The organism is Vibrio sp. OY15 (assembly GCF_000742455.1).
In the GTDB taxonomy this organism is placed as follows: Bacteria; Pseudomonadota; Gammaproteobacteria; order Enterobacterales; family Vibrionaceae; genus Vibrio; species Vibrio alginolyticus.
This window is the reverse complement of sequence record NZ_JPIL01000012.1, coordinates 349,417-368,595: the sequence shown is the minus strand read 5'-3', so window position 1 is coordinate 368,595 and position 19,179 is coordinate 349,417. Positions and strand designations below refer to the sequence as shown.

Genomic DNA, 19,179 nt, shown 5'->3' with positions numbered 1-19,179 from the left:
GGATATGTAAATGATTAAACTTCACCACCTCAATCAGTCTCGTTCAAAGCGCATCATTTGGTTACTTGAAGAGCTAGATGTAAATTACGAGATCGTACCCTATGTCCGTGATTCCGTGACCTTCATGGCACCGCCAGAACTAAAAAGTGTTCACCCATTAGGAAAGTCACCTGTTCTTGAAGATAACGGCGAGATTATCATTGAGTCAGGTGCAATGACCGAATATTTGATTGAGAAATACAGTGACGGAGCCTTTGCTCCTGAGCGCGGTACAAAAGCACACACAGAATATTTGCAATGGATGCACTTTGCAGAAAGCTCTGCAATTTTACCTATGTTGCTAAAAATCTTCGTAAGCAAAGAGCCAAATGAAACTCAGTTTTTATCAGGCTATGCCGACAAGGAAGCAATGAATGTACTAGGCTACTTCGAGCAATCCTTAGAAGGCAAAACTTACCTAGTAGAAGAGCGTCTGACTGGCGCAGACATCATGATGTCTTTCATTGTCGAATTGGTTCAAAAGTTTGGTTTAGTTAATCACTTCCCTAATATTGAACGTTATGGGAAACAGCTCGCGACACACCCAGCATTTGCAAAAGCTGAACAACTTGAAGTGAAGTACTCTTAATTACTTCCCCCCTTTCGCCCCTTTGATGACACGTAAAACTTCATTTAAGGGGCGATATTACTAGCATCGCAGACACGCTAACTGGATAGCGCTCCCCCCCAGTCAATCGCTTTCGAGAACGCCGATTGTTATGTCAATCAAGCTAATGTAGTAAATTTCTGATTCTAATATAGTTTCGACCATAGTCACCATCTATTGAATTGATAAGCAATATCAGTTTTCTCCCCCAGCTTTTCCGTAATAACCTCCTCTACAGTTTCTAAGGTATTGAGCCCTGGAGGGGTAAAAAAATGACAAACAAGAAATTGACTACAGCAGCAGGTTGCCCTGTCGCACATAACCAAAACGTTATGACTGCAGGTCCTCGTGGCCCTCAACTATTACAAGACGTTTGGTTCCTTGAAAAATTGGCACACTTTGACCGCGAAGTGATCCCAGAGCGTCGTATGCACGCAAAAGGTTCTGGTGCTTACGGTACGTTCACAGTAACGCACGACATCACAAAATACACTCGCGCTAAGATCTTCTCTGACATCGGCAAAAAAACAGAACTATTCGCTCGCTTCACTACTGTAGCTGGTGAGCGCGGTGCAGCAGACGCAGAACGCGACATCCGTGGTTTCGCACTAAAATTCTACACTGAAGAAGGTAACTGGGACTTGGTTGGTAACAACACACCAGTATTCTTCCTACGTGACCCATTAAAATTCCCAGACCTAAACCACGCAGTAAAACGCGACCCTCGCACTAACATGCGTAGCTCTACCAACAACTGGGATTTCTGGACATCACTACCAGAAGCATTCCACCAAGTGACTATCGTAATGAGTGACCGTGGTATCCCCGCTTCTTACCGTCATATGCATGGTTTTGGTAGCCACACATTCAGCTTCATCAACGCAGAAAACGAGCGTTACTGGGTGAAATTCCACTTCAAAACTCAGCAAGGCATCAAAAACCTAACTGACCAAGAAGCAGAAGCGATCGTAGGTAAAGACCGCGAAAGTCATCACCGTGACCTTTACGAAGCGATTGAGCGTCAAGACTTCCCTAAATGGAAGATGTACGTACAGATCATGCCTGAGCTAGAAGCGGATGAAGTCAACTTCAACCCATTCGACCTAACACGTGTATGGTCTCAAAAAGACTACCCACTGATCCCAGTTGGTGAGTTCGAACTGAACCGTAACCCAGAAAACTTCTACGCAGAAGTTGAGCAATCAGCGTTCAACCCAGCAGCGGTCGTACCTGGTATCGGCTTCTCTCCAGATAAAATGCTACAAGGTCGTCTATTCGCTTACGGCGATGCTCAGCGTTACCGTCTAGGTGTGAACCACCATCAAATCCCAGTGAACGCACCTCGTTGCCCTGTTCACAGCTACCACCGCGATGGCGCAATGCGCGTTGATGGCAACTTTGGTTCAACACTGGGTTACGAGCCAAACTACAAACAAGAATGGGCAGAGCAACCAGATTACTCTGAGCCACCTCTACGCATCAATGGCAACGCTGATCACTACGATCATCGTGTAGACGAAGACTACTTCAGCCAAGCGGGTGACCTATTCCGTCTGATGAGCGAAGAGCAACGTCAAACTCTGCTCGATAACACAGCTCGCGCAATGGACGGTGTACCAGAGTTCATCCAACAGCGCCACGTTCAACACGCATACCAAGCGGACGAAGCGTACGGCAAAGGTCTTGAAATTGCACTAGGCTTAAACAAGTAAGCGAACGCTGCAATCATTACACTGTGTGATTTAAAGACGAAAAAAAGGAGGTGCTCTACAGCACCTCCTGATTTCAAATCACTAATCCTTAATCAAAAGTCATAAACCATGCTCAAGGAGGTTCATTATGATTAACTTAGATTTCTTTAAGCTCTTTGATACCAAAGAACTGTTTATCTATTACTGATTCATCAACTACTGATTTTTAGCTACCGCTTTGATCAGTACTGATGTATCCATGCGACCTAAACCATCACGTTGAAGGTCTGCGTATTGCTCATCCACTTTCTTAGTCAGTGGAAGTTCTAGACCCACTCGCTCAGCTTCTTGCAGACAGAAACCTAAGTCTTTGCGCATCCAATCAATAGCGAAGCCAAAATCGAACTTGTCTTCAGCCATCGTATTTGCGCGGTTTTCCATCTGCCAAGAACCTGCAGCGCCATGCTTAAGTGTTTCTACAACTTGAGCAATGTCCAAGCCTGATTTTTGTGCTAGCAACAAAGCTTCACTCAGACCTTGTAAAACGCCTCCAATACAGATTTGGTTTACCATCTTACAGCGTTGACCCTGACCGTTTTCACCCAGTAGCGTCATCTGCTTCGCGTACACATCCATCGCCGGAGACACACGGTCAAAAATGCTTTGTTCACCACCACACATGATGGTTAGAACACCATTTTCTGCGCCCGCTTGACCACCAGAAACTGGCGCATCAATAAAGTGATTACCGTACTTAACACACGCTTCAGCCAGCTCAACCGCTAGGTCTGCAGAAGTGGTCGTGTGATCGACTAGCACTGCGTCCGCTTTCAAGCCGACCAGAATGCCCTCTTCACCGTAAACAACGCTACGAACGTCATCATCATTACCCACACAGGTAAAAACGATGTCACAGCCTTCCGCCGCTTCACGTGGTGTTTCACAAGCTACGCCTTGGTATTCTTCAGCCCATTTGTCGGCTTTCGCTTTTGTGCGGTTGTATACTTTGGTTTCAAAGCCCGCTTTACTTAGGTAACCAGCCATTGGGTATCCCATCACACCCAGACCAATAAATGCTACTCGTTGTTTTTCCATTGCACGCTTCCCTTAGTTCACCTGACTGAAATGTTTCGTAACATGCTACTAAAGAATTGAAATCATTACTCGTGATTTCTCTTTCCACGGTCTCGATGATCCAGTGTTTCAGTTCGTTTATTGCGCCTTCTACACCCCTTTACTTGACGATTAGCATAACAGTCAAAGCACTTAAAAAGGTTTACTACTGCTTAGCATGGAACATCGCTTGCCCACTCTTGTCCTTATTCGACCAGAAATTGATGTTGAACTGAGCATCATCGCTCATCTCAATGCGGTGCCAGTACTGCGGTGGACTTGTAGCAAACTGGCTTGCATTAATCACCACCACTACTTCTGCTTCTGTGACATTTTCATCAGCAAAGCCGTAGTAAGTCACTTGCCCTTCCATGACGCACAGTTGTCCAAACACTCCCTCAGCGGTATTGTGATGAGTCAGTAGCGCTGGTGGCACATTGTCTTTAGTGAAGAAAGGTGTTGAACGTTGAACAGTCCAGTCTTTAGGAATTCGTAGATGCGACATAATGAACCCTCTCTAATTACAATTCTTTTCGTTTAAATCGGTTAAGCCTGACCGGCTTGAGACAACTCTCGAAGTAATGGAAATGCTTGCGTAACTTGTTCTCCCGTCACAACGAAGCCCATGAGTCGGCTATTTTCATCTTCTGCTTTCGCGGCAATGCCAGTTTGAGAAATCTGCACGCTCCAGTTCGTCACCGAACTAAAATCGCCTGCCAATTGAATTGGGTAGCTCGGCGTTTTCACCTTTACCATCATAGGCGGTAGTTTCAACTCTGCTTCTTGCTCCAGTAGTTGTTTCCCTAAAACATTGGCACTTAGCACGATCGGTTGGAGATACGGCATCATTCGACCTTGGATCTCAGCGCAATCGCCTAATGCAAATACATTGGCTGCTGATGTCTGTAATCGAGCATCCACCTCGATGCCTTTATTGATACTCAACCCACAAGCCTTCGCTAACCAAGTGTTAGCACGTAAACCCGCCGCTGAAATCACTACATCAGCTTCGATTGCCTTACCTTTGCTCAAGCTTGCCACCAGCGAATCATCCGAGTGATTGATCGCGACAACTCCAGTCTCCAAAGCAAGTTGAATACCTTGCTGCTTAAGTTGATTTTCAAGCGGCAATGCGACGAATTCAGGAATCAAGTTAGCGAGCAAACGGGGATTTGGCTCAACCACCGTAACTGCTTTACCACTGGTTGCGAGATCCATGGCGATCTCGACGCCGATCAAACCACCACCCATTACTAGAATTCGTTTCGCACGGCTAATTTGCTCTTCCGCTAATTGATATTCTTGTAGCGAGTTTAGCGTCATCACCTCAGGTGCTGCATCGCCAGATATTGGTGGCACAAAGGCTTTCGCGCCTGTCGCAAGCACCAGTTTGGAGTAAGGATAGGTTTGGCCGTTGGCGACCACTTGCTGAGCTTGCACGTCGACATGCTCAATCATGGTATGGGCGAACAGTTCGATGTTGTGTTCCTGTGCGAACGCCTCACCACTTTTAACTACCAAGTCTTGGGCGGTTTGCTTGTTGCTGAATACATGACTCAAATCAGGCTTGTTGTATTCCGCGCCATCATCAGCAGTAAACACTTGCAGCGGAATATGTGCGTCCATTCGACGCACTGTTTTCACCAATTGGTAAGCCGCAAAGCCGCTACCAATAATCACAATAGGTGCTTGCATATTCCCTCCTAACCGTTGTATTCAACGAAAACGTCTTTACCCAAGTGACATTCTGGGCACAAGAAGTAATCTGGCACTTCAGACCATGCCGTACCCGGTTCAACGCCTTGATTAGGCTCACCTTTAGCTGGGTCGTATACCCAATTACAAACCGTACAAACCATGCATTGACAATCTGCGGGATGCGCCTCGGCACTAGGGTTGCTAGGAGCAGCATCGACTACCGCTTGTGTTGCTATTTGTGCTGCGGGTTGTGATTGAACTTGTGGTGCAGACGCAGCAATCGCCGGAGAAATAACAGGACTTGTCAGGTCATGCTTCGCCCACAACTTCGCGATGTTCTGACCATGTTCGCGACATTCACGCATCGCATTACCATCTGGTCGCCATTTGGTTTTCAAACCCACTGCGGTTTCAAAGCCTGCGTCAGTCAATCGAGCATGGATACGATCCACCGCGCCACCATTCCACCCGTAGCTACCGAATGCAGCGGCTTTCTTCGCTTTAAAGCGCAGACCGGTAATTTCTTCTAGCATACCTGCGATCTTCGGCATCATGACGTTGTTCATGGTAGACGAACCAACCAAGATGCCTTTTGAGCGGAATACGTTGGCGAGAATTTCATTCTTATCATGCTTAGAGACATTAAAGACTTTGACCGCCACACCAGGATCGACATCGTGAATGCCTTGCGCGATTGCATCGGCCATCATTCGAGTGTTGTTTGACATTGAATCGTAGAAAATCGTAATGCGATCTTCTTGATAATTGTCTGCCCACGCCAAGTATTGCTCGATGATTTGAACCGGATTATCGCGCCATACAATACCGTGTGACGTTGCGATCATGTCGACAGGCAAATTGAAACTCAGCACTTCTTTGATTTTTGCGGTTACCAAGCTGCTGAATGGCGTTAGGATGTTTGAGTAGTAACGCAAACACTGTTCCATCAACTCATTTTGATCCACTTCATCATTGAATAAGCGTTCATCGCAGTAGTGCTGACCAAATGCGTCATTGCTGAATAATACTGCATCGCCAGTTAGGTAAGTCATCATGCTGTCTGGCCAATGCAGCATCGGCGCTTCCACGAACACCAATTGCTTACCGTTGCCAATATCAATGCTGTCGCCTGTTTTTACGGTTTTGAAGTTCCACTCAGGATGGTGGTGATGACCAACGATGGAATCAATCGCCGCTTCTGTACAGTAAATTGGCGTGTTCGGAATCTTCTCCATTAATGCCGACAATGCGCCTGAGTGATCTTCCTCTGCATGGTTTACCACGATAAAGTCGATAGACTTAAGATCGATTTCCATTTCTAAATTTTGGATGAATTGTTGACTGAATCGATGATCGACCGTATCAATCAATACGGTTTTCTCTTCACGAATTAGATAACTGTTGTAGCTGGTACCTTTTGTCATTTTGTATTCTGTACCGTGGAAATCTTGGACTTCCCAATCGCGTTGACCTACCCAGTGGATGTTGTTTTTTACGTGAATTGTCATAATTACTACCTTGAATGACGGGATAAACAAAAATAATTTCTTCTTGTATTGCACTGGGCGTGCCAACTTTTAATTATCTTATATTTCAACAACTTAATTAAATATTAACTTTAACAACTGTCATTTAGACACAGTTGAAAATTGTCATTAAGACACTACAATAGTCATATTGACACAATCGGTATTGGCTATGACTTCTTTAATCGCGCAATGGCTACACATCACGCAAGACCTTAACTCGGCCCTCACTCAACAGGCTCGCTTCGATACGTTGTTAACCACGATTCGAGAGGTATTGAAGTGTGACTCTTCTGCCCTTCTTTTGTATGAAGACCAACACTTTAAACCTTTAGCGATCAATGGATTGGCGAAAGAAGTGCTTGGACGCCGTTTCTCCATTGAGCAGCACCCAAGATTAGAAGCCATTGCCCGAGCAGGCGATATCGTGCGCTTTCCCTCTGACAGCGACTTACCTGATCCATACGATGGCTTGATTCCAAACCACGATGACAAACTGCATGTCCATTCCTGCATTGGTTTACCTCTGCTGATCGACGATCAACTGATTGGTGCCATTACGATTGACGCCTTCGACCCCAATCAATTTGATGGGCTACGCAACCAAGAGTTACGTTTTGTCAGCGCGTTGGCAGCAGGTGGCCTACACACTGCACTCCTGTTAGAGCAATTAGAAACACAAGCGAGCCTGCCACGCGACTCTTACGCCGAGAAACGCACCTTAAGTAATGAAATCATTGGTAACTCTGTGGGCATGAAAAATCTTCAAGAGCAGATTGATGCAGTCGCCGATACTGAATTGTCTGTGCTAGTGATGGGAGAAACGGGCGTGGGTAAAGAGTTGGTTGCGAGCGCTATTCACCATCGCTCTAGTCGCTCTAGCAATACTTTGGTTTACCTCAACTGTGCGGCGCTGCCGGAATCAGTCGCGGAAAGCGAGTTGTTCGGCCATATCAAAGGGGCTTTTACAGGCGCAATCAGTAATCGAAAGGGTAAGTTCGAACAAGCCGACGGCGGCACACTGTTTTTGGATGAAGTCGGGGAACTGTCGTTAGAGCTGCAAGCCAAGTTACTTCGAGCCCTTCAATACGGCGACATCCAACGTGTGGGTGATGACCGCCATATTCGAGTCAACACACGCATTGTCGCCGCCACCAATCGTATATTGCATGAAGAAGTGACTGCTGGTCGCTTCCGAGCCGACTTATATCACCGCCTAAGCGTCTTCCCGCTTCATGTTCCACCTCTTCGTGAACGTGAAGACGATGTGGTGTTGTTAGCGGGCTTTTTCGCCGAACGCTTAAGAAGCAAATTGGGATTGAACAGCATTCGTTTGTCTCCCACTTTGGTGCAGGCACTCAAAGACTATTCATGGCCAGGCAACGTGCGAGAGCTTGAACATGTCATTAAACGTGCTGGTGTTTTGGCAAAGGCGCGTACTCACGCCATGGACATTGAGTTAGTTGAGCAAGATTTTGATATTCGAACGCCGAATCAGAACATCAAGAACGTTGAAAAAACGGAACAAAAATCTCGGCTTGAGCTACCAGAAGGCGGATTAAAGCCTGCCACAGACGCCTTCCAAAAAGCGATGATTGTTCGAGCTCTGGAAAAAAACCAAGGCAACTGGGCAGCAACGGCACGTCAGCTTGAATTAGATAACGGCAATTTGCACCGATTAGCAAAACGGCTGGGGATAAAATAGACACTAACGAATATCACCTAATATGGCATATTCATCGCCAAATAAAGAGCCGATGCCCAACCGCTCACTCAGCCCACTATAAGTAGTGAGCTGAGTGCTCAGATAGAATAGCCACCTAAGTTTGACGGTATTTTCTTCTAAATTTTATTGTCTTGAACCACCTCACAGATTTAATAACCCTTAACAATAAACACAATAATAGTTAAGGTATTTTTATGAGCCAGATCTAATAAAATTAAATATATAGTATTTATTTTAAGAATCTAAACTTTCAAAGTTCATCATAATAAATACAACCTCTATGTATACACTTTACCTTCAAAAAACATCAAAATATAATCCCTTCGATAAAAACACTTAAATGAATTTAACTGTATAAAAGTGAGGAGAATAAAAATATGGGATATGGGGCGACAGTATATTCATTAGATACTGAAAAGGTTTTTAACGTACTAAAGAATGAGCGTAATCCAGAGCTAGAAAAAGCCATCATGGAAAGGTGTCAAGACTCCTTTAAAGTGATTAATGAAATGCTGGAAAGTAGTGGCGAAAGCATCCGAGCTGAAGAGCTTCTTATGCAAATGTTGTCTGAAGAGATAAAATACAGTCACTTGGGTTACGCCTATGCTTACTTGCTTGAAGCTATATGTAAGATAACTGGTTATTACTTATCCAATAACTCTTGGTATCCTTGCGATGTAAACGATTTCTGCGATATTCCATTCACTAATACCGATTATCCTATAAAATTCCCATTCCCTGACGATTTCCCTGTTGTTTTTATGATAAAAAATCAAGATATTCACCAAGATAACGTTGACTTCGGAGGCTTATCAGAGCAACAAATATCTGAAGTCAAGAGCTGGTACACTCATGCAGTCGTAAACAATCGTGATTTGGTATTATTTTATTATTAATTTTAACTATTAATAAATTATCCAATAGTTAAAATAACAATAGAATATTAATAAAACTCTAGCTTATATTAAGATAGAGTTTTATCTATTTAACTGAATTTTATAATTTTAAAAACATTATATTTCACACCTAATTTATAGACTCTGTGTATAGTGTGTTCAGAGGCAATGTGAACTCATAGGATCAAAATCAAGTTCTAATTTTTAGAAGAAAAACCGATCTGCTTGTGTCAAAATGCGCCATCCCAACCAAAAAGTCTTAATGTAATGAACTACCAAGCTGCTATTTTTGATATGGATGGTTTGCTCCTTGATACTGAGCGCGTCTGTATGCATATTTTCCAAGAAGCATGTGAAGCCCAGAACCTACCCTTCTATAAAGATGTTTACCTTTCAATCATTGGTCGCAATGCAGCGGGCATTGAAGTGATTTTTCGTAAAGCTTATGGGGATGATCTTGACCGCTTACACCAAGAGTGGCGCGACCGTTACGACGCTGTGGTTAAGCACCAAGCGATACCGGTAAAAGAAGGGGTGATTGAGCTGCTTGAGTGGTTGAAAGGCCAAGGGTTGCCAATTGCAGTCGCCACTTCTACAGCAAAAGAAGTGGCACAGAAGAAGTTGGAGTTAGCGGGCCTAAGCAAGTATTTCGACAACTTAACGACAGGCTGTGAAGTGTCACACGGCAAACCTGATCCAGAGATCTACCTGCTTGCAGCAAGTCGTCTAAGCGTAGATCCAACCAAATGTCTCGCCTTTGAAGATTCAAATAATGGCGTACGTGCTGCGGTAGCAGCGAACATGATCACTTATCAAATTCCTGATCTGGTTGAGCCTTGTGACGAAATAAAGCAATTAGGCCATACTGTCGCACCTTCACTGCATGATGTGTTGCACACGTTAAAACAAACTCGCTAGGTTTACTTGTCGTCTGTTCTCTAGAAGCTCAGCAATTTAGCTGAGCTTCTTTCTCGAAACCTCTCCAATACCGTAAAACCAAACAATTCTTCCACCCGTTTAGCGAGATTATTTTCACCTTAACTCTGGCTAATCACGACTTTTGATTTAACTCACGCAATCGCATGAAATAAGGCATTTGAGTGATCAAATAGCGGAACTGACCAGTACAAGCTTGCAACAAAACGTCAATATACCGATTGAAGCACGTTTTTGGAGTGAAAATTGGCTGATAATGAGAACTATTGGATAAGATCAATCCAAGTCAGCCTAAAATACAAAATGGAGAGTGTTATATGTCTTTACGTTTATTAGCAACAACCTTCGCATTAGTAGGAATGAGCTTTGGTGCCCAAGCCAGTGCCGAGTGTGAAGTGTCATTAGATGCTAACGATATGATGCAGTTTTCTACTAAAACATTGAGCGTACCAGCCACTTGTAAAGAGGTAAAACTGACGCTGAACCACACAGGTAAGATGCCAGCGCAATCGATGGGTCACAACGTGGTCATATCTGACACTGCCAACCTACAAGCAGTCGGTACTGACGGCATGGCAGCTGGAGCAGAAAATAACTACGTAAAACCAAATGATGATCGCGTCTACGCTCACACAAAAGTAATTGGTGGCGGTGAAAGCACCAGCATTACGTTCAGTACTGAGAAAATGAAAGCCGGCGGTGACTATTCATTCTTCTGTTCGTTCCCGGGTCACTGGGCAATCATGCAGGGTAAATTTGAGCTAAAATAAAAGATTTAGCCAAGCCAAAAGAAGACTCATTATAGGGAAGCCAAGGCTTCCCTTTTTGATAGATAAAATAGCAATTGAGAAAGGTCTAACACGTCTGGAAACGTGACCAAGAAACATAGCAAGTATGAAACCCTTGCTCCATTGAGATTAAGTTCTTTTGCGAAAAGTTATGGTTAAAAATCAGATTTTTATTTTGCCTTTCCGAAAAACAACTAAATGATAAAAGTCATTTAATACCATGTAACTCTTTCCAGTTTCCTGGATGAACCACATAGCCGAACAGAGCATGCCCACCATAAACCAATTCAGTCCCTTCCGGTATCCACAGCATCTGACCTGGGTGCACAAAATGTGTTTCACCATTTGCGGTCAGCTCGAAACAGCCTTCAATCACGAAAATAACCTCATCATAAAGCACTGTCCAAGCCACTTTAGCGCCTTCCCATTTAGCAAAGCCTACGCCTATGTTTGGTGAAATTTCTGGGCTTAACGCCCTGGCAACATACGCCATTCCTGGCGTATCACCACGAACATTGAAATCTAGACTTTTACTATCAACAAGTTTGACTGGCTTCATAATTCACTCCGGCTTTGCCATTTTGCTAATTGGATACGCGTTTTTACTCCCAAACCTAAAAAAGGCTCTGGCGGATTCAAACAAGGCATTCCTGTCACTTGCTGTATGTCATCCAATGATTTAGATGTCGCACCAACGACATAGTCAGCTAACAGTGTTCCAGAAATGGTTCCCCACGCAGCACCAACACCATTGTCACAAGCGCTGGCATAAACACCTTCATCTAATTGACCGAAAAAGTTAGTAAAGTTACGAGAGATTGCATACACCCCACCCCATGTGTGAGTACATGGTACGTCGGCCAGCTCGGGATAACGCGCCAGAAAGACCTGACGATGATCGTCGCGAATTTGTTCTCTGACTTTATCGTTCATGCTTGAGCCATATTTCGGCACGTGTTTGTAAGTATTGCGGATCAAAATACGTCGATCGGCGGTCATACGTAACGTCGTTCCCGCATGATCAGCTGGAGTTAACCCCCAATTCAGCTCACCTCCGTATCGTTGCATTTCTGCGTCGGTTAATGGACGCGTCCAGCTTGCAAACGTCATCACTGGAAGTAGTCTGTTTTTAAGATAACCAAACTCCCGAGTAAAAATGCTGGTCCCAAGCAGCAGTTCAGGGGTTTCAACAGAGCCACTATCTCCATGTAATACCCAGCAACCGTTTTCTTTACTGAGCTTGCGGATTGGCGAGTTCTCTAACACCTCGACGTTCTCTGGAAGGCTTTCCCCTAGCCCACGCACCAAAGCAGCAGGTTGCATTAAATAACCACCTGGCGTGTAAATTGCGCGGCTGTAGTAGTTGGTTCCCAAGACTTTCGCCAGCTCACTGCCATTAACATGGAAGTATGGTTCGCCAAGGTCTTTCATTAGGTGCTCAAAGTGATCGAGATACGCTTCACCGCGCGCCCCTACGGCTCCTTGATATTTGCCCTTTGCTGACCACTGACAAGAAATACTGTGCTTCGACACTAAAGTGTTTAGCTGAGCAATCGCAGAACGGTTGAGCGACAATAACTTTTGTTTGTGCTCAGGGTCGGGATGCTCAAGTGAAAACTTATGAGGCAAATCGATAACAAAGCCCGAATTTCTTCCTGAAGCCCCTTGGCCGATACGTTGCGCATCAATCAGTATAATTCGTGCATTAGGCATAAGTTCAGCTAAACGTCTTGCCATAGCTAGGCCTGCGAAACCGGCACCTAACACGGCATAGTCAGCACTTTGTTTACCTTTTAACGCCGATTTTTCTGGAATACTTGGCAACGCATGGTACCAACCACACGTCACGTCATCATTGGGTAAATGAATCATCTTTTTTCTCCGCTACGCTGCTGACAGTTTCAATGACAATTGATCTAGCCAAGGGCCGCGTAATGACTGTACTTTTCTTCCTAGCAACGCAAAACCGAGCATTGCTCCTTCTGGTGAATAAAACGCAGCGGTCAATTCATCTGCTTGGTTCTCAATGTACCATTGTCCCTGTTCTTCAGCGGCTACCGGGAAAATCGTGAGTGGAAGAATCGGCGTTTTTACAATCACTGGAGTTGGTGTTAACGAGATAGGGGCGACATCGCCTAGCAAGCTTTTCGCTACAGAAGGGATCATTTGATTAATCGGCGCAATATAGGGCTGCCACCCGTGATCAGTTTCAACACAATCACCTAGCGAGTAAATATTCTCATCACTCGTCTGGCCGAATTGATTCACTTTAATGCCCCGGCCTACTTCAAGCCCCGCGCGCTCAGCCAGAGAAACATTTGGCTTGAGTCCAACCGCGCTTAGCACTAGGTCTGCTTCAATCTGCTTGCCACTGTTTAGATGCAAAACCGCGCTTGATTCGGACCTTGGCTCGATTCTGGCGATACTGTCTTGTAGAGCCCATTGCACGCCTCGATCGGCAAGTGCGCTTTGTAATGATTCACCCAACTGTTGCGGGATCAAACGCTCCATTGGCCATTGACCCAACCCGATAACTGTTACTTCATAACCGCTTTCGATCAGATCATTTGCGAACTCACAGCCAATTAAGCCATCACCTAGGATCGCGATGCGCTTTTTGTCTTGCAGCTCCGCTCTGAATCGGCGGTAATCAACTAAGTCGTTCACACTCATAACCCAAGAGCGATCGCCCTCAATTGGGATTTCAATCGGTGATGCACCTGTTGCCAGTACCAAGCGGCTGTAGGCGTATTTACCGATGGAGGTATGTAACGTTGAATTGGCACGATCGATCTGTTCAACACGGGTATGCGGGTAAACTCGGATATTGAGACGGCTTTCCCACTCCAACGCGCTCTCACTTTGTAGCGCGTCGCCGTCTTTATTCATGACCAGTGCATTAGACAATGCTGGTTTGCTGTACAAAGCGCCATCATCAGCGGTAAAGACAGTGATCGGAACCGTCTCAGATTGCGCTCTAAGTGCCGCCGCCAACTGGTAACCACTGTGGCCACTACCGATGATAACGATAGGGTCATTTGAGAATACAGGTTGAGTAACTTCAGATGGAAGAGGCTGAGCAGTATTTGGCTGAACAGACGCTTCTACCGACGCCGAAGACACCGCTGCAACCTCTTCTAGTGGCGCATCGTCGGTGATTTCGATCATTTCAAAATCGGCCTTACCCACTAAACAGTCAGGACATAACCAGTCATCCGGTACATCTTCCCATGCTGTTCCTGGTGCAATACCATCGGATGGCCAACCTTGTGCTTCATCATAGATTAAGCCGCAAATAATACAGAGCCACTTTCTCATCACTTATACTCCAACTACCTTGTTCAGAATTTCCGTGTTTACAAACCGCTGTCAGATTTGTTGTGATTCCATCAACCTCGCCCTAGCTTGTGGTCTGAAATCCAAGCCGGTACGAGGTGATGAAAATACAGTTACACGGTAGCTATACGTTGCTGTCTTGCTGCAAACGAATGGCAATATTGCGTGTCTGGACGTAGCTATAAATCGCTTCTTGTCCTTTTTCTCGCCCAAACCCGGACAAGCCCACGCCACCAAATGGTGTTTCGATGCCACCAGCAAACCATTCATTGATGAACACTTGTCCACCACGCAGTTGCTGTGCCACACGCAATGTTTGGTTTAGGCTTTCACCAAAGACACCAGCGACTAGGCCAAAATCGGTGCCATTCGCGATTTCAACGGCCTCTTGCTCGGTTTCAAACGGCGTAATTACCAGTACAGGACCAAACACTTCTTCTTGAGCAATACGCATATCTGGTGAGGCTTCAATCACCGTCGGTGCCACAAAGTAACCCGACAAATCAGGGGCGTAGCCACCCGTTAGGATGTTCGCGCCGTCGGCTTTTGCTTGTTCTATCATTTCAAGCACGCGCGCTTGTTGATCAGCCGATACCAACGGTGTTATATCCGGCTGGCTTTCACCTTGACCAATGGTTAGGTCTTGCGCCATTTTCACTACCGCCGCTTTTACTTCTTCATAACGCTCTTTTTGAATTAGCAAACGAGACATTGCCGAACAAACTTGACCAGCGTTAAAGAAAATACCGACTTGAACGCTTTGTAAAAGCGTTTCGAGACTCACATCTTTCAGTGCGATAGCGGCCGATTTACCACCCAGCTCCATCACAGATGGTGTGGCGCGTTGCGCTGAATCTTTCAGTATGCGTTGGCCGGTCGGCACAGAACCTGTAAAGACAATTTGATCAACGTCTTGATGCTGCACCAAGTGGCTGCCAACTACGGAGCCTTTGCCACATAGCAAGTTAATCGCGCCTTTTGGGAAGCCCGCTTTTTCAATCGCTTTAATCAACAACGTCATAGCGAGTGGGGAAATCTCTGGCGATTTGATCACCACTGCGTTACCTGCGGCTAATGCAGGTGCCAATGAGCGTGCACAAATAGAGACAGGGAAATTCCACGGCACAATCTGCACCGACACGCCAAACGGCACATATTGAGTGAAGTCGACATAGTCTTTACCCAACGGAATTGACGTGCCTTCCAGCTTGTCGGCCATGCCTGCGTAGTATTCAAAGTAACGTGCCGACTCTAAAAACTCATCTTTGGCATCTTGCAAAGATTTCCCATTTTCACGACAGGCAACTAACCCACCTTCATCAACCATTTCACGAATAGCTGCGGCGGCTTTTAACATCCACTCGGTTCTGACGGCTGGACGAACGTCCGAAAGAAGGCCTTGATTGACCACTCGGCGTGCCGCTGCCATTGCGCGATCTGCATCGGTGATAGTGGCTTCTGCAATCGTCGCATACGCTTCGGCTGTGCCAGGGTTCATGACGGTCAGCGCTTGCTCTGAATCGCACCACTCACCATCAATATAATTAAGGTAATGCATCATATTACTGCTCCAGTGCCGCTTTCACTTGCTTTGCCAACCAGGTTTGGAAGAAATGCGTCGGAACATCCATTTCTGGTGAGAACACACCACCACCAAAGCCAGGTGAGTAACGACCTTCCTGCATGCCCTCGACCGCTCCAATATCTTCGCCGAATACGACTCGCCATGACTCAACGGTAGCAGTACGGCACGCAGCGAACTCATCTTTCGTTGCTTCATCACCCACATAGGAGACACGTAGGTGCTCAACACTCTTATTCGCAGTGATTGGTTCAATCATCATCGCAAAGGCATGATCGGCTTGAATACCAAGCAACACGTTTGGAAAGAGTGCAACATATTCTGCATGACGCAGTTTATCTTCTGGCCAGCTTGGAAATTTAGGTAAGTGTGTTCCTGCAGTATCAGAGAGGTTGTATGCGAGACTACCTTGGCCAGCAAAACGCTCTGCAAACATGATGTTGTAGTGATCCTCTAGGCGAGAATAACTGTTCAAACTCGGATGCACCCAAGGTAAGTGGTAAGCTTCACAGTAGTTTTCTACGGCAAGCTTCCAGTTACTTTTCACTTCTATCTCTAAGTTGCCACCCATGTTCACGCGGCGAAGAAGCCCTAATCCTTCTTCACCTAAGAATTGCTGCCAACGTTGCTCTAGCGGCGCGATATGCTCTTCAAAGCTTTCTGCTTTGCCCGATAAGTTGACGAATACCATGTCCATCCAAACAGCTGAACGAAGTGGCTTAAGGCCATGCTTTTCACACTTAAATCGGTCATCTTTGTGTTTTGCGATACCACCGATGTGTGGTGTGCCTTTTAGATTGCCGTCAAGATCGTACGTCCATGAATGGTAAGGACAGCGAATCATGCCTTGAACTTCGCCTGCCTCATGAACCAGCTTCATACCTCGGTGGCTACACACGTTGTGGAAGACTTGGACTTCACCTTGACGATTTCTCATCATGAGTAGTGGAAGATTCATGAAATCAAGTGGCATTACATAACCATTTTTAAGCAGGTCTGATGCAAAACCAATGCATACCCAAGTGTTACCAAACACCTGATCACGCTCAAAAGTAAAATACTCTTCGCTGGTGTAGGCCTGATTCGGCATTCCTGTTGCTTCACTGATTGGGTTCAGTACATTATCAACAAGTTCAACAGGAATAATGGTTTGGTTGACATTGCTCATATTCTTATCTCCGAGAGTCGAGTTGCATCCAGTGCGTACAACATCGTGTTGTGTTAGTGGAGATGATTTTGATTAACAACCCGGCAACAAACAAACGACTTTTTCGCCGGGCTTGGATGAGTTTTTGTCATTCATGCATTGATCTCGAGCAAAAAATAACCTTTTAATTAACAATAATCTTCTTATCATGATTAATACTCATTAACCGATGAGTATTAATCAGTTGAAACACAAAAGCCCTCTCTCTACTCTCTTTCAAAAATTAACAATAACGCAACAAACAATAACGCTAAAACAAACGCACTGTGAGGGATGCCTATGAGAGCAACATCTGGGATATTGAAAGGACTCAATCCGACTGTGACAATCGCATCAAAGATCGTCGTTATCGGTTTTGTACTTTTCTGCGCCATTCTCGCCAATCAAGCGGGCCAATACTTCGAAACGATTTCCGGTATTTTGCTACAGAATATGAAGTGGTTTTACATCGGACTTGTTTCACTCGTTGTCGGTTTTCTTCTTTACCTTATGGTTAGTCGATATGGGCATATTCGTTTGAGTAAAGATGACGAAAAACCAGAGTTTAGTTATTTGTCTTGGGTATCCATGCTTTTTTCCGGAGGCATGGGGATAGGCTTAATTTTCTGGTCGGTCGCCGAACCGATGTGGCATTACGCTGACAACCCATTTACTCAAGGCCTGACCAATGAAGCCGCAACAACATCAATGAAACTGACATTCTTTCACTGGGGTCTACATCCTTGGTCTGTCTTTATCATTGTTGCACTCGCATTAGCTTACTTTTCCTACCGTAAAGATCTGCCTTTTACCCTACGCTCTATCTTGTACCCTTTGATTGGTGATCGTATTTATGGGCCTATCGGACACACGGTTGATATCCTAACAGTCGCGGTGACTGCTTTCGGTATCTCTCAAACCTTGGGGATGGGAGTTATCCAAATAAACTCTGGTTTGAATCAAGCCTTTGGTCTAGACATTAGTTTGGGGATTCAACTCTTTATTATCGTTTCCCTTTGTACTTGTGCGGTTGCGTCGGTGCTATCTGGTGTAGGAAAAGGTATTCGCCGTTTATCAGAATGGAACATGCTGCTTTCACTCGCACTCGTGCTAGTCGTACTTTACATTGGTCCAACTCGCTATATCTTAAATACGCTACTCGAAAGTACGGGGCTTTATGCACAAAACATTGTCGGTATGAGCTTATGGAGCGATGCACAGAATGACTCTGGCTGGCAAAACTGGTGGACGGCTTATTACTGGCCTTGGTGGATGACTTGGGCACCTTTCGTTGGCATGTTTGTGGCTCGTATCTCTAAAGGACGCACAATACGTGAACTTATCGGCGGTGCTCTCATCGTACCCACGCTGATCACGTTCTTATGGATTTCAGTATTTGGTGGTGCAGCGTTGAAGGTAGAGCAAGACGCTCGTGTTGCTCATCAAGAGCAAGTCACTGCGGCACAAGAAGCCAAACAAACACCACTTGCGGATTTTTCTGGCGGCCCGATTCTTGAAGCGACTAAAGCCGATACGACACGCGCTTTGTTTACGCTATTCGACAATCTAGATACAGGTATGTTTGGTAAACTACTTAGCGTACTTGCGTGTCTATTGCTCGGTACTTATTTCATTACCTCCGCAGACTCGGGTACCTTGGTTCTATGTACCCTCGATGCCGCTGGGCACAGTGAGCCTCCTACCTCTATACGCGTATTGTGGGGGATCATGATCGCAGCCATTGCGGGAGTACTTCTATACGCTGGAGGGTTAAAAGCAATGCAAACGGCCTCCATTATTGCCGGTTTCCCTATCGCCATTTTTATCGCGGTGATGAGCTTAACGCTGTTTCATAGTATTCGACGCGAACCTAAGCCATGGGCAATGCTGCCTGAGCATGTTCACCCAGAGCAAGAGAAACTTGATGGTCCTGTTGAACCGCTTGTTGAAAGCAAAACAGTGGCTTCCGAGCCTATCGCTTCAAGATCCTCACAAAAAAGTGATTCCACACTCAATCAGGGACCAGTACTAAGTTAGTGCGTCGTTTCATCAATC

The 19,179-nt window shown here is 45.4% G+C and carries 16 protein-coding genes; 7 read left to right on the top strand and 9 right to left on the bottom strand.

The window, feature by feature from the left end:
- Positions 1 to 10: 10 nt before the first annotated feature.
- Together IJ23_RS15700 and IJ23_RS15695 are read left to right on the top strand one after the other, a co-directional pair.
- Complete coding sequence (locus IJ23_RS15700; protein ID WP_005375238.1) at positions 11 to 628, top strand: glutathione S-transferase family protein; 618 nt, start codon at positions 11 to 13, stop codon at positions 626 to 628.
- 290 nt (positions 629 to 918) lie between these two features.
- Positions 919 to 2,358 (top strand): catalase, encoded by a 1,440-nt coding sequence (locus tag IJ23_RS15695; RefSeq protein WP_033906756.1) that lies wholly within the window; start codon positions 919 to 921, stop codon positions 2,356 to 2,358.
- Between the two features lie 195 nt (positions 2,359 to 2,553).
- On the opposite strand, the gene IJ23_RS15690 is transcribed toward IJ23_RS15695, so the two are convergent.
- The 4 genes from IJ23_RS15690 to norV all read right to left on the bottom strand — a co-directional run bounded on the left by IJ23_RS15690 (position 2,554) and on the right by norV (position 6,656).
- A complete protein-coding gene (locus tag IJ23_RS15690) occupies positions 2,554 to 3,432 on the bottom strand; it encodes an NAD(P)-dependent oxidoreductase (protein ID WP_017821261.1) in 879 nt (292 codons plus the stop codon).
- Between the two features lie 184 nt (positions 3,433 to 3,616).
- Entirely contained in the window at positions 3,617 to 3,955 is a 339-nt protein-coding gene (locus IJ23_RS15685; protein ID WP_033906755.1) for a DUF1971 domain-containing protein, read from the bottom strand.
- A 41-nt stretch (positions 3,956 to 3,996) separates the two neighbouring features.
- Positions 3,997 to 5,145: an NADH:flavorubredoxin reductase NorW gene (gene norW / locus IJ23_RS15680; RefSeq protein ID WP_033906754.1), complete on the bottom strand. Its 1,149-nt coding sequence runs from the start codon at positions 5,143 to 5,145 to the stop codon at positions 3,997 to 3,999.
- 8 nt (positions 5,146 to 5,153) lie between these two features.
- Positions 5,154 to 6,656, bottom strand: a complete 1,503-nt coding sequence (gene norV / locus IJ23_RS15675) for an anaerobic nitric oxide reductase flavorubredoxin (protein ID WP_033906753.1) — start codon at positions 6,654 to 6,656, stop codon at positions 5,154 to 5,156.
- Positions 6,657 to 6,846: 190 nt separating this feature from the next.
- Here norV and norR point away from each other — a divergent pair, with 190 nt between their 5' ends.
- The 4 genes from norR to azu all read left to right on the top strand — a co-directional run bounded on the left by norR (position 6,847) and on the right by azu (position 11,002).
- The gene (gene norR, locus IJ23_RS15670) at positions 6,847 to 8,379 is read left to right on the top strand and encodes a nitric oxide reductase transcriptional regulator NorR (protein ID WP_033906752.1); all 1,533 of its coding nucleotides are present in this window, start codon (positions 6,847 to 6,849) and stop codon (positions 8,377 to 8,379) included.
- Positions 8,380 to 8,777: 398 nt separating this feature from the next.
- On the top strand, positions 8,778 to 9,296 hold the full coding sequence (locus IJ23_RS15665) for a DUF7691 family protein (RefSeq protein ID WP_005375218.1): 519 nt from the start codon (positions 8,778 to 8,780) through the stop codon (positions 9,294 to 9,296).
- 267 nt (positions 9,297 to 9,563) lie between these two features.
- A complete protein-coding gene (locus IJ23_RS15660) occupies positions 9,564 to 10,214 on the top strand; it encodes an HAD family hydrolase (RefSeq protein WP_005385872.1) in 651 nt (216 codons plus the stop codon).
- A gap of 335 nt (positions 10,215 to 10,549) precedes the next feature.
- The gene (gene azu, locus IJ23_RS15655) at positions 10,550 to 11,002 is read left to right on the top strand and encodes an azurin (RefSeq protein ID WP_005375211.1); all 453 of its coding nucleotides are present in this window, start codon (positions 10,550 to 10,552) and stop codon (positions 11,000 to 11,002) included.
- Positions 11,003 to 11,228: 226 nt separating this feature from the next.
- Here the strand turns inward: azu and IJ23_RS15650 are convergent, their stop codons facing one another.
- The 5 genes from IJ23_RS15650 to IJ23_RS15630 all read right to left on the bottom strand — a co-directional run bounded on the left by IJ23_RS15650 (position 11,229) and on the right by IJ23_RS15630 (position 17,106).
- Positions 11,229 to 11,579 (bottom strand): ethanolamine utilization protein EutQ, encoded by a 351-nt coding sequence (locus IJ23_RS15650; protein ID WP_033906751.1) that lies wholly within the window; start codon positions 11,577 to 11,579, stop codon positions 11,229 to 11,231.
- Positions 11,576 to 12,892 carry an NAD(P)/FAD-dependent oxidoreductase gene (locus IJ23_RS15645; RefSeq protein ID WP_033906750.1) on the bottom strand — a complete coding sequence of 439 codons (1,317 nt, stop codon included), beginning with the start codon at positions 12,890 to 12,892 and terminating at the stop codon, positions 11,576 to 11,578. Before IJ23_RS15645 ends, IJ23_RS15650 begins: the two co-directional genes overlap by 4 nt.
- Positions 12,893 to 12,904: 12 nt before the next feature.
- Positions 12,905 to 14,338, bottom strand: a complete 1,434-nt coding sequence (locus IJ23_RS15640; protein ID WP_005385879.1) for an FAD-dependent oxidoreductase — start codon at positions 14,336 to 14,338, stop codon at positions 12,905 to 12,907.
- Positions 14,339 to 14,480: 142 nt separating this feature from the next.
- The gene (locus IJ23_RS15635; protein WP_033906749.1) at positions 14,481 to 15,917 is read right to left on the bottom strand and encodes an aldehyde dehydrogenase family protein; all 1,437 of its coding nucleotides are present in this window, start codon (positions 15,915 to 15,917) and stop codon (positions 14,481 to 14,483) included.
- 1 nt (position 15,918) lies between these two features.
- Complete coding sequence (locus IJ23_RS15630; protein ID WP_033906748.1) at positions 15,919 to 17,106, bottom strand: aromatic ring-hydroxylating oxygenase subunit alpha; 1,188 nt, start codon at positions 17,104 to 17,106, stop codon at positions 15,919 to 15,921.
- Between the two features lie 318 nt (positions 17,107 to 17,424).
- Here IJ23_RS15630 and IJ23_RS15625 point away from each other — a divergent pair, with 318 nt between their 5' ends.
- Positions 17,425 to 19,161 (top strand): BCCT family transporter, encoded by a 1,737-nt coding sequence (locus IJ23_RS15625; RefSeq protein ID WP_031781003.1) that lies wholly within the window; start codon positions 17,425 to 17,427, stop codon positions 19,159 to 19,161.
- The last annotated feature ends 18 nt before the right edge of the window (positions 19,162 to 19,179 follow it).